10 protein-coding genes are annotated in these 10,963 nt (G+C 62.1%); 5 read left to right on the top strand and 5 right to left on the bottom strand.

What is annotated here, in order from left to right; translation table 11 throughout:
* Positions 1-44 precede the first annotated feature (44 nt).
* The gene (locus ACLBW8_RS22195; protein ID WP_447806309.1) at positions 45-443 is read right to left on the bottom strand and encodes a helix-turn-helix domain-containing protein; all 399 of its coding nucleotides are present in this window, start codon (positions 441-443) and stop codon (positions 45-47) included.
* Positions 444-647: 204 nt separating this feature from the next.
* Between ACLBW8_RS22195 and ACLBW8_RS22190 the strand changes: the two genes are divergently transcribed.
* The 5 genes from ACLBW8_RS22190 to ACLBW8_RS22170 all read left to right on the top strand — a co-directional run bounded on the left by ACLBW8_RS22190 (position 648) and on the right by ACLBW8_RS22170 (position 6,230).
* On the top strand, positions 648-1,556 hold the full coding sequence (locus ACLBW8_RS22190) for a LysR substrate-binding domain-containing protein (RefSeq protein WP_447806308.1): 909 nt from the start codon (positions 648-650) through the stop codon (positions 1,554-1,556).
* Between the two features lie 518 nt (positions 1,557-2,074).
* On the top strand, positions 2,075-2,665 hold the full coding sequence (locus ACLBW8_RS22185) for an antibiotic biosynthesis monooxygenase (protein WP_447806307.1): 591 nt from the start codon (positions 2,075-2,077) through the stop codon (positions 2,663-2,665).
* Complete coding sequence (locus ACLBW8_RS22180; protein WP_447806306.1) at positions 2,662-4,500, top strand: amidohydrolase; 1,839 nt, start codon at positions 2,662-2,664, stop codon at positions 4,498-4,500. The genes ACLBW8_RS22185 and ACLBW8_RS22180 overlap by 4 nt, the downstream gene beginning before the upstream one ends.
* A 26-nt stretch (positions 4,501-4,526) precedes the next feature.
* Positions 4,527-5,144, top strand: coding sequence for an isochorismate family cysteine hydrolase YcaC (gene ycaC / locus ACLBW8_RS22175; protein WP_128590381.1), 618 nt, complete (start codon positions 4,527-4,529; stop codon positions 5,142-5,144).
* A 198-nt stretch (positions 5,145-5,342) separates the two neighbouring features.
* On the top strand, positions 5,343-6,230 hold the full coding sequence (locus ACLBW8_RS22170; RefSeq protein ID WP_447806305.1) for a LysR family transcriptional regulator: 888 nt from the start codon (positions 5,343-5,345) through the stop codon (positions 6,228-6,230).
* Between the two features lie 132 nt (positions 6,231-6,362).
* Here ACLBW8_RS22170 and ACLBW8_RS22165 read toward each other — a convergent pair whose 3' ends face one another.
* The 4 genes from ACLBW8_RS22165 to ACLBW8_RS22150 form a co-directional block, all read right to left on the bottom strand.
* The gene (locus ACLBW8_RS22165) at positions 6,363-7,310 is read right to left on the bottom strand and encodes a D-isomer specific 2-hydroxyacid dehydrogenase family protein (RefSeq protein ID WP_447806304.1); all 948 of its coding nucleotides are present in this window, start codon (positions 7,308-7,310) and stop codon (positions 6,363-6,365) included.
* Between the two features lie 13 nt (positions 7,311-7,323).
* On the bottom strand, positions 7,324-8,487 hold the full coding sequence (locus ACLBW8_RS22160) for an acyl-CoA dehydrogenase family protein (RefSeq protein WP_221294448.1): 1,164 nt from the start codon (positions 8,485-8,487) through the stop codon (positions 7,324-7,326).
* A 106-nt stretch (positions 8,488-8,593) separates the two neighbouring features.
* A complete protein-coding gene (locus ACLBW8_RS22155) occupies positions 8,594-9,949 on the bottom strand; it encodes an LLM class flavin-dependent oxidoreductase (protein ID WP_447806303.1) in 1,356 nt (451 codons plus the stop codon).
* A gap of 12 nt (positions 9,950-9,961) precedes the next feature.
* The gene (locus ACLBW8_RS22150; protein WP_064451875.1) at positions 9,962-10,936 is read right to left on the bottom strand and encodes an ABC transporter substrate-binding protein; all 975 of its coding nucleotides are present in this window, start codon (positions 10,934-10,936) and stop codon (positions 9,962-9,964) included.
* Between the last annotated feature and the right edge of the window lie 27 nt (positions 10,937-10,963).

Here is a 10,963-nt window from a genome sequence, read left to right as displayed (position 1 = left end):
TGGAATAAGGGTCTGGCCAGCATATTCCAGGCGTGTGCCAACCACTAGGCCGCAATCACTTGCGGTTTGTGACGCAATTGGTGGTTTCGCCAGGTCATCGGGTTGACCCCTTCACTGCGCGTAAACATATGACAGAAGTGCGCCTGGTCGCAGAACCCGCACTCCAGGCTGATTTGCGTCAGGCTCAAGGATGAGTGGGTGATCAGTTCCTTGGCTCGCTGGATGCGCTGTTGGCGAATCCACTCTTGCGGAGACAGCCCGGTGGTGCACTTAAATGCACGGGAAAAGTGACTGCGCGACAGCGCGCAAGCCTGCGCCAGGTCAGCAATCGCCAGGCTGTCACCGAGGTTGGCGAGGATGAGTTGTTTGGCAATACGTTCACGCCGAGGACAGAGGCCACCGGCAACGGAAAAACGCGGAGCGCAGTACTCAAGTCGGGCCATGACAAATATCCGTAGTCGATGGGAGCGTTCCCGGTGAATGGGTCCAGTGTAGACCGCTTCATTTTTGGCGCCGGACCGTCCGGCTGACGAGTTAATCGTTGTTAATTTCGCCAGGTGAGGGCGTGGAAAGGACAGCACAGGTGTGCAATCGCAGCAGTGGTTGACGTGCTTAGCTGGCGGCCTGGAAACCGTCTGGATATCGCCATGAATCGCAACGACCTGCGCCGCGTCGACATGAACCTGCTGGTGATTTTTGAGGCACTGATGTTCGAGAAGAACCTGACCCGGGTCGCCGAAAAACTCTTTATGGGCCAGCCCGCGGTGAGCGCCGCATTGGGGCGATTGCGGGATTTGTTCGACGACCCGTTGCTGTTGCGTAACGGGCGAGGCATGGAGCCCACACCACGGGCGCTGGCGATACTCAAGGAGCTGCAACCGGCCATGGACACTATTTCCGGCGCGGTCAGCCGCGCCAAGGATTTCGACCCGTCTACCAGCTGTGCGGTGTTTCGTATAGGGCTGTCTGATGATGCGGAATTTGGGTTGTTTCCGCCGTTGCTCAGTCAACTGCGTGAGGAGGCACCGGGGATTATCGTGGTGGTGCGCCGGGCCAATTACCTGTTGATGTCGGCGTTGTTGGCCAGTGGCGAGATTTCGGTGGGGGTCAGTTACACCACTGAGCTGCCGGCGAATGCCAAGCGCAAGAAGCTGCGGGATATTCCGTGCAAGGTATTGCGTGGGGATGACGGAGGGGCGCCGTTGACGCTGGATGAGTACTGCGAACGGCCGCATGCGATGGTGTCGTTTTCGGGGGATTTGAGCGGCAATATCGACCTGGACCTGGCACGGATTGGCCGGGCGCGAAGGGTGGTGCTCGCGGTGCCGCAGTTCAGTGGGTTACGGGCGCTGTTGGCGGGGACGCAGATTATTGCGACGGTGCCGGATTATGCGGCGTGTGCGTTGACTGAGGGGACTGTGTTGCGGGCGGAGGATCCGCCGTTTGAGATCGAGGCGGCGGAGTTATCGATGGTTTGGAGTGGGGTGCATGATAATGATCCGGCGGAGCGGTGGTTGCGGGGGCGCATAAGTGAGCACATGGCTCGGGTTTTTTGATTGGGTACATATCCGTTGCTGCGGTAACGGCGGCTTAGGGTTCCGCCCTTACGGCGGGTCACTTTTTTACAAGAGCGCCTAAAAAAGTAACCAAAAAACGCTTTGCCCCACCACTCGGTGCCTCGCCTGCGTTCGGCCATCGTGGTTAACGGGGCCTGTCAGATCAAGATCAACAGCAGATCAAAAGCAGAGCACGGCGGCCTGGTAGCCGACCTGAGTGGTTGAAGCAAAAGCAGGGCAAAAGCACGGCAGAAGCAGAACTGCTTTTCTGTGGGAGCTGGCTGATGTACCAAGTTCAAAATGTGGGAGCGGCGGTGCGACGATTCGACTTGCTCGCGAATGCGGTGGGTCAGTCACCAAGTGCATCAACTGACACACCGCCTCGCTTTTGCTTTTGATCTAAGCACTCAGGTCGGCTTTCAGGCCGCCACGCCAAACAGCACATACATCCAATTCCAAACCCCCGAAGCCCCCCAAACTCCCCCCATCGTTCAACTCTCCAGGGGGGAATCCACACCATGGACCCAACACCCAAAACCAGCCCCGACGAAGTCGTCACCCTGGTCGTCAAACACCTCATCAAACCCGGCCGTGAAGCCGACTATGAAGCCTGGCTACGCCGCATCGTGCGCATTGCCGGCGAGCGCCCCGACCACCTCGGCGTCGACGTGGTACGCAGCAAACAAAACCGCCTGGCGCTGTTCACCTGCGTACTGCGCTACCGCTCCACCGACGCTCTTGAGCGGTGGCTCGACTCCCCCGAACGCAAGGCCCTGATCGACGAGGCCACGCCCATGCTCGCCGACGGCGACAACACCGAAATCGGTGCCGTCAACGAGTTCTGGTTCGCACCGCTTGCCGACAGCGCCGCCAAACCGCCGCGCTGGAAGCAAGCAGTGGTGACCCTGTTTGTGATCCTGCCGCTGACGCTGCTGGTGCCGATCATCTGGGGCCCGGTGTTGCGCCTGCATCCGTTCCTCTCCAACTACGTGGTTGCCACCTTCCTCGTCACCCTGACCATCGTGCTGCTGGTGGTCTACCTGCTGATGCCGGCGGCTACCCGTCTGTTCGCTCCCTGGCTTGAAGCCTCTGTAAAGGAAACCCTATGAACGCCGATCTGATTCTGTTCAATGGCCAGTTCCACACCGTGGACCGTGAAAACCCACGCGCAACGGCCGTCGCCATCCGCCAGGGCCGCTTTGTGGCGGTCGGCACCGACGGCGAGGCCATGGCCTTGCGTGGCAGCGGTACGCAGGTGATCGACCTCAAGGGCCGCACCGTGATTCCCGGCCTCAATGACTCGCACCTGCACCTGATCCGTGGCGGGCTGAACTACAACCTCGAGCTGCGCTGGGAAGGCGTGCCGTCCCTGGCCGATGCGTTGCGCATGCTCAAGGATCAGGCTGATCGCACACCGACGCCGCAATGGGTACGTGTGGTCGGCGGCTGGAACGAATTCCAGTTCGCCGAAAAGCGCATGCCGACCCTGGAAGAGTTGAACCAGGCCGCGCCGGATACGCCGGTGTTCGTGTTGCACTTGTACGACCGCGCCTTGCTCAACCGCGCGGCGTTGCGCGTGGCCGGCTACACCAAGGACACGCCGAACCCGCCGGGCGGTGAGATCGTGCGCGACAGCAACGGCAACCCCACCGGCATGCTGGTGGCGCGGCCTAACGCGATGATCCTGTATGCAACCCTGGCCAAGGGGCCGAAATTGCCCCTGGAATATCAGGTCAATTCCACCCGCCAGTTTATGCGTGAACTCAACCGGCTGGGGCTCACCAGTGCGATCGATGCTGGCGGCGGTTTCCAGAACTACCCCGATGACTATGCGGTGATCGAACAACTGGCCAAGGATGAGCAGTTGACGGTGCGTATCGCGTACAACCTGTTCACCCAGAAACCCAAGGAAGAACTCAGCGACTTCAAACACTGGACCGGCAGCATCACCCTGCACCAGGGCGATGACTACCTGCGCCACAACGGCGCCGGCGAGATGCTGGTGTTTTCGGCGGCGGACTTCGAAGACTTCCTTGAGCCGCGCCCCGATCTGCCGCTGACCATGGAACAAGAGCTGGAGCCGGTGGTGCGCCACTTGGTCGAGCAGCGCTGGCCATTCCGTCTGCACGCCACTTACAACGAGTCCATTTCGCGCATGCTTGACGTGTTCGAGAAGGTCAACCGCGACATCCCGTTCAACGGCCTGCCGTGGTTCTTCGATCACGCCGAAACCATCACCCCGCAGAATATCGAGCGCGTGCGCGCCCTGGGCGGTGGTATTGCGATCCAGGACCGCATGGCATTCCAGGGCGAATACTTCGTCGAGCGTTACGGCGCCAAGGCCGCCGAGGCCACACCTCCGATCAAGCGCATGCTGGCCGAAGGCGTGCCGGTGGGGGCGGGCACCGATGCCACGCGCGTGTCGAGCTACAACCCCTGGACCTCGTTGTACTGGATGGTCAGCGGTCGCACCGTCGGTGGCCTGGAGCTGCATGCCGAAGGCCTGCCGCGCCTCACCGCGTTGGAGCTGTTCACCCACGGCAGTGCCTGGTTCTCGTCGGAGCAGGGCAAGAAAGGCCAGATAAAGGTCGGCCAATTGGCCGACGTCGCCGCGCTGTCGGCGGACTTTTTCAGCGTCGATGAAGAAGCCATCAAATGGATCGAGTCGGTGTTGACCGTGGTCGGCGGCAAGGTGGTGTACGGCGCCGGCGACTTCGAAGATTTCGCACCGCCGCGGGTGCCGGTGCTGCCGGACTGGTCGCCGGTGGTCAAGGTGCCGGGGCATTGGCGCCCCGGCTCACCGCTGCAAGCCCAAGCCCATCAATGCAGCGGCCCTTGTGGCGTGCATGCCCATGGCCATGAAAAAGCGCGCCTTTCCAGCGTGCCGGTCAGCGACTTCCAGGGTTTCTGGGGCGCGTTTGGCTGCTCGTGTTTTGCCTTCTGACTCTCAACCCCCAAAGGAGCTACCCCATGACTTACAAACGCTTGAACAAAGACGACGCCGTGGTGCTGTTGGTGGACCACCAGACCGGCCTGATCTCGCTGGTGCAGGATTTCTCGCCCAATGAATTCAAGAACAACGTGCTGGCCCTGGCCGATGTGGCCAAGTTCTTCAAGTTGCCGACCATCCTCACCACCAGCTTTGAAACCGGCCCCAACGGCCCGCTGGTGCCTGAGCTGAAAGAGCTGTTCCCGGACGCCCCGTACATCCCGCGCCCTGGCCAGATCAACGCCTGGGACAACGAAGACTTCGTCAAGGCCGTCAAAGCCACCGGCCGCAAGCAACTGATCATTGCCGGTGTGGTAACCGACGTCTGCGTGACGTTCCCGACCCTGGCCGCGCTGGCTGAAGGCTTCGAAGTGTTCGTGGTGACTGACGCCTCCGGCACGTTCAACGAAGCCGTGCAACGCGCGTCGTGGGCACGCATGAGCGCGGCGGGTGCGCACCTGGTGAACTGGTTCTCGGTGGCCTGCGAGTTGCAGATCGACTGGCGCAACGACATGGAAGGCCTGGCCAACCTGCTGTCGCCGCGTATTCCCAACTACCGCAACCTGATGAACAGCTACTCGGCGTTTACCGCCAAGTAACCCGCCCTCAGGCATTCAGGTGAAACCCTGTGGGAGGGGGCTTGCTCCCGAAAGCGGTATTTCAGTCACCTCGTCTGTGGCTGACACACTGCTTTCGGGAGCAAGCCCCCTCCCACATTTGATTGTGTTCCCACATTGGGTTTGTGGTGTGGCTACTGACAGGCTATAAAACCGCAAAATGTCCACCGAGAAGCGACAATGAACCCCTTCGAAGACATGCGCCTGTTTTGCCAGGTCATGGAGTCCGGCAGTTTTACCGCCGCCGCCGAGCAACTGGGCCTGTCCAAGCAGTTTGTCAGCCGCCGTCTGATCCAGCTGGAAGACCGCCTCGGTGTGCGGCTGCTCAACCGTTCCACGCGTCGTCTGGACGTGACGCCGCTGGGCCAGAGTTATTACGAATCCGCCTTGCGCCTGCTCGGTGAAGTCGAGCAGGTGGAGCAGGGCATTGCCGGCCAGAACAGCGAGCCGCGCGGCACCCTTCGCCTCAGCGCGCCGTTGTCGTTTGCCATGGCTCATCTTGGCTGTCTGTTACCGATGTTCCTGCAACGCCACCCGCACGTGTCGGTGGAAGTCGACCTGAGCGACCGCCCTGTGGACCTGATCGGCGAGGGCTATGACTTGGTGCTGCGAATTGGCACGCTGGAAGACTCCACCTTGATCGCGCGGCGCATCGGCAGTGTCGAACGGGTGTATTGCGCCAGTCCCGAGTACCTGGCCCAGCGCGGCACGCCGCTCAAACCCGAAGACTTGGGCGACCACGACTGCCTGCCTTACGGCCATGGCCGCCAGGTGCAATGGCGATTCCTGACCAAGGGCAAAGTGCAGTCGGTGAATGTCAGCGGGCGCATGCGCGTCAATAACGGCGAGCTGCTGCGCGACACGGCCATTGCCGGGTTGGGCGTCACGTACCTGCCGACGTTTATCGTCGCCGATGCCTTGCAGGATGGGCGCCTGGTCACGGTCTTGGAAGACTTCGCCCCCGAAGCGCTGACCTTGTCTGCGGTTTACCCGCAGCACCGGCAAAGCTCAAGGCCGGTGCAGGCACTGGTGGAGTTTCTACGCGAACGCCTGGCTGGCGGCTGCTGAGTCACTGACACAACACATGACCACTGTGGGAGCGGGCTTGCCCGCGAAAGCATCGGCTCAGTCAACATAGGGTTTGGCTGATACGCCGCTTTCGCGAGCAAGCCCGCTCCCACATTTTTGTAGGCGTTCGGCTTAGCGATTGACCCGGTTGGCCAGCGTCGAACCGCCTACATAACGCTCCAGATTGGCCAGGAACGTATCGGCAATTTCCTGCTTGCTGTTAGTCGAAATGGCTGAGGTATGGGGCGACAAGCGCACACGCGGATGGGTATACAGCGGGTGCCCGTCCGGCAACGGTTCCGGTTCGGTCACGTCCAGCGAGGCCAAGCCGATCTGGCCGTTGTCCAACGCTTCCAGCAACGCCGCCTGATCCAGCAGACCACCACGCGCAATGTTGATCAGGTGCAACCCCGGCTTGGCGCTGCCCAGCACATCACGGTTAACGATATGCCGCGTGGCCTCGGTGAGTGGCGCGGCCAGCACCAGGTGGTCTGCGCGGGCGAACAGGTCGTGGATATCCCGTGCGGTTTCGACGCCTTCCACCGCAATGGGCGCCGCGCGTTGGCGCAGTGCGACCACGTTGATCCCAAGCGCCAGGGCCTTGTGCGCGAGGGCTTCGCCGATGGCACCGAAGCCGAGCAGGCCCAGGGTGGTGCCCTTGAGCGGGCGCAGTGCGGTGAAATGCCACTGGGCGTCCTTCACCCAGATGTCCGGCAAATGCTTGGACGCGGCAAAGATCGTCGCCAGGGCGAACTCGGCGAGGTTATCGGCGGCGCTGCCCCGGGAGGTGCTGACCGGCGGGCCGTTGAACAGCCATTGCGGGTAAAAGTCGATGCCCGATGACACCAGGTGCACCCACTGCGCGCCATAGGGCCAGCCGGGCGGCGGGGTGTCCGGCGCGGTGTAACCACGCACGTTGATCGGGCGCAGCAGCAGGATATTGGCCTGGGGCGGCAGGTCACTCGGTACGCCGGCCGGCACGCCGATCACTTGCGCCTGCGGGTGGATCGATGCGAGGCGTTCGCGAATCACATCGTTATAGTCTTCGTCCAGTTGGCTGGCGATAATCACCTGACTCATGAGCGTTCCTTCTTCAGATTGGGGCACGTTGGGCGAAGACAGCTTTGCCGACGCCTTGCAGCACGGCGTCGTTCTGTGGCGTATGCACGCGACTGCACAGCACGTCGCGGTAGTGCCGTTGCAGCGGACTGTGGCGCGACAGGCCAGGGTTGCCCGAGGCTTCGATGGCCAGCTCCACGGCGCGAATCGCATTGCCGGTCACCAGGTATTTAAGCTGCGCGGCATTGGCGGCAGGCGTGTGACCTTCGGCGGCTGCATCGAGTAGGCTGCGGTTGGCAAACAGCAGGGTGTCGATATGGCCGACAGTTTCCTGAAAACGCGGCAAGCTCGACAGCGCGGCGCCGAGATTGGACGGCTTGCGTTGCTCCAGCCAATTCACCAGCCAGTCCCGCGCAGCCTGGGCCACGGCGTCATACACCGACGACAGCAACACCGACATCCACAGGAACGCATCGCCATCGAGTTCCGGCTGCGGCGCGCTCCAGGGGCTCACACTGACGGCGTGGTCCAGCGGCACCAACACGTTATCGAGCACCACTTCATGGCTGCAGGTAGCCCGCATGCCCAGGTGGTCCCAGGTGTCGATGATGCTCACACCCGGGCTGTTTTTGGGCACCAGCCAGGCACCGACCAACGGGTCGGCGTCGTCACTGCGCGCCCACACGCTGAACCAGCTCAGCCCATGGCTGCCGGTGGAGTAGATTTTGCGCCCGCTGATGCGCCAACCCTCGGCGGTGCGCACCGCCGTGGTCGCCGGCAGGCCGCCACGGGCCGGGGTGCCGAGGTCGGGTTCGACGCGCAGGGCGTTGATCAGCGCACCGTTGCGCACCGCGTCTTCGGCGACGTGCACGCGCAGGTGCCGGGGCCAGGTTTTGCTGTCTTGCAGGCGTGTGTGTTGCAGGTACTGCATCACCAGGATCAGTGCGGTAGAGGGTTCGCCCTTGGCAATCGCGCTGATGGCTTTGCGCGCCTGGGGCAGGTTGGCGCCGCCTCCACCCAGGGCTTTGGGCACGGTGAAGGCGACCAATCCATGCTCATGCAGGCGCTTGAAATTGTCATGGGGGAAGGCGCCGCTCTCATCATACAAATGCGCGTTACTGGCCAATTCAGCGCTGAGGCGTTCGAGCAGGGCTTCGAAGTTGGCGACTTCCACGGAGCGTAAAGACGGTTGAGTCATGAGTCTGTACTCAGTCAAATGTGGGTGCGGGCTGGTTCGCGAGGGCGGTGGTTGAGCCCATGCATGGGCTGCCCGACACGCGGTGATCGGGCGCCAGCCGCATCGTTCAAGCCAGGGCCTTGAGGGGCGTTTCAGCCACGCTGTAACGGTTGGCCGGCACGTGCAGCCCGAGGTTGTCGCGCAACGTATGGCCGGTGTACTCGGTGCGAAACAGCCCGCGCTGTTGCAGCACCGGCACCACCAGCTCGGTGAAGAACTGCAAGCCATCCGGCAGCACCGAGTTGATGATGAAGCCGTCACTGGCGCCGGCTTCAAACCAGGTCTGGATCGCATCGGCGACTTGCTCCGGGGTGCCGACAAAATCGCGTTTGGGCCGCGAAAAACGCAGGGCCACTTCGCGCAATGTCAGGCCTTCGTCCCTGGCCAATTGCTTGATGCGGTCGGAGCCGCCTTTTTGACTGTTGGCGCCCAGGTCGCCGAGTTCCGGGAACGGTTCATCCAGCGGGTATTGGCTGAAGTCGTGGTCGTTGAAGGGACGGCCCAGCGCCACAATGGCGTCCTCTACGGTCACCAGGTCCACGGCCTGCTGATAGCGGCGTTCCACCTCCGCTGCATCGCGCCCGACAATCGGGCGGATGCCGGGCAAGATCGACAGGCTGTCGGCGTCACGGCCAAAGCCCTTGGCGCGGCGCTTCAAGTCGGCGCTGTAGGCCTTGGCCTCTTCAATGTTCTCGACGTGCACGAAAATCGCATCGGAATTTTCGGCGGCAAAGTTACGCCCATCTTCCGAGGTGCCCGCCTGGAAAATCACCGGCTGGCCCTGGCGCGAGCGGCCGATGTTCAGCGGGCCTTTCACCGAAAAAAACTCGCCTTTGTGATTCAGGGCATGCAGCTTGTGCGGGGTGAAAAACTCGCCGCTCTGTTTGTCGTAGGCAAAGGCGTCGTCTTCCCAGGAGTCCCACAGGCCCTGGACCACATTCAAGTGTTCCTTGGCGATACGGTAGCGCACGGCGTGTGGCGGGTGCTCGGCCTTGCCGAAGTTATCGGCGGTGCCGCTCAGCCAGGAGGTCACCACGTTCCACCCGGCGCGGCCACCGCTGATATGGTCCAGGGAGGCAAACTGGCGCGCCACCTGGTAAGGCTCGGTGTAGCTCACCGTCACCGTCGCCACCAGGCCGATATGAGTGGTCAATGCGGCGAGGGCCGAGAGGATCGTCAGCGGCTCGAAACGGTTGAGGTAGTGCGGGCTGGATTTGGCGTGAATGTGCAGGCTGTCGGCGATAAACACGAAGTCGAATTTGGCGCTTTCGGCCAATTCAGTCTGCTGTTTGTAGAAGCCAAAGTTAGTACTGGCATTGGCTTGCGCCTGCGGATGGCGCCATTCGCCCCAGCCGTGACCGACACCGTGGACCATGGCGCCCAGTTTCAAATGGCGTGGCTTCAATTGACCTGGCTTGCTCATGTGCTGCTCCTTTTAGCGCGATGCTTGGGAATTGGGGACACGCTCGGCGTTAAAGCTCTTGTCGAAGCCCTGCGACACGTCGATGTGCTTGGGCAGCAGGCCTTCTTTTTGATAGGTGTCGGCTGTGGCTTGAAGGCCGCTGATGACGGCGTCGTCGATCAGCACGGGGGACAGATGGGTGTCTTTGGCCACCTCCACGTGCACGGCTAACGGCAGGCCGGTGATCCTGGCCTGGGCGGCGGCGTACTCATCGGGGTGCACGTTGGCCCATGCGTAGGCGCGATCGACGCGGGCGACAAAGTCATCCAGTTGCGTGCGTTTTTCGGCGATGGCCTGGCGGGTGGCGGCGAAGTACAGGTGATTGCTCAGCAACTGGTTGCCACTGATCAACACGCGGGCCTGGCTCTGTGAGGTGACCACGGTGGTGTAGGGGTCCCATGTGGCCCAGGCGTCGACCGTACCGTTATCCAGCACCAGGCGCGATTCGCTGGGCAGCAGGAAAATGAACTGCACATCCTGGGTCGTCAGGCCAGCGCTGGCCAGGGCCTTGATCGCCAGGTAATGGCCGATGGAGCCGCGCCCGGTGACGATTTTTTTACCCTTGAGGTCGGCCACGGTCTTGATCGGTGAATCCTTGGGCACCAACAGGGCAGTGGTGTTGCGCCCTTCGGCGTGGATGATGCTGACCACCTTGAGCGATGCCCCTGCACCCAGGGCGAACACATACGGTGCATCGCCCAAGGCACCGATATCGACGGCGCCGGCATTCAAGGCTTCGCCCAACGGCGAGGCGGACGGGAACTCCGACCACTTGATTTCATACGGGACGTTTTTGGTTTCGCCGGAAGCTTCCAGCAGCGCCTTGATCGTGGATTTCTGATTGGCCACTCGCAGGGGTTGCAGGTCAGCGGCGTGGGCGGTGGTGACCAGGCCCAAGGCGAGGGCGGCGCCCAACAGAAGGCGCTTGAACGGTGTGGTGAACAGCATGGGACAAACTCCAGGCGTTTGTTAAAG

The organism is Pseudomonas sp. M5A4_2d (assembly GCF_053345295.1).
Note: the sequence above shows the minus strand (reverse complement) of the source record. Positions and strands in the feature narration are given on the sequence as shown.

What these genes read in the sequence shown, in the direction of transcription:
- ACLBW8_RS22195 (WP_447806309.1), bottom strand. Translation starts at nt 443, where the DNA reads ATGGCCCGACTTGAGTACTGCGCTCCGCGTTTTTCCGTTGCCGGTGGC.
- ACLBW8_RS22190 (WP_447806308.1), top strand. Translation starts at nt 648, where the DNA reads ATGAATCGCAACGACCTGCGCCGCGTCGACATGAACCTGCTGGTGATT.
- ACLBW8_RS22185 (WP_447806307.1), top strand. Translation starts at nt 2,075, where the DNA reads ATGGACCCAACACCCAAAACCAGCCCCGACGAAGTCGTCACCCTGGTC.
- ACLBW8_RS22180 (WP_447806306.1), top strand. Translation starts at nt 2,662, where the DNA reads ATGAACGCCGATCTGATTCTGTTCAATGGCCAGTTCCACACCGTGGAC.
- ycaC (WP_128590381.1), top strand. Translation starts at nt 4,527, where the DNA reads ATGACTTACAAACGCTTGAACAAAGACGACGCCGTGGTGCTGTTGGTG.
- ACLBW8_RS22170 (WP_447806305.1), top strand. Translation starts at nt 5,343, where the DNA reads ATGAACCCCTTCGAAGACATGCGCCTGTTTTGCCAGGTCATGGAGTCC.
- ACLBW8_RS22165 (WP_447806304.1), bottom strand. Translation starts at nt 7,310, where the DNA reads ATGAGTCAGGTGATTATCGCCAGCCAACTGGACGAAGACTATAACGAT.
- ACLBW8_RS22160 (WP_221294448.1), bottom strand. Translation starts at nt 8,487, where the DNA reads ATGACTCAACCGTCTTTACGCTCCGTGGAAGTCGCCAACTTCGAAGCC.
- ACLBW8_RS22155 (WP_447806303.1), bottom strand. Translation starts at nt 9,949, where the DNA reads ATGAGCAAGCCAGGTCAATTGAAGCCACGCCATTTGAAACTGGGCGCC.
- ACLBW8_RS22150 (WP_064451875.1), bottom strand. Translation starts at nt 10,936, where the DNA reads ATGCTGTTCACCACACCGTTCAAGCGCCTTCTGTTGGGCGCCGCCCTC.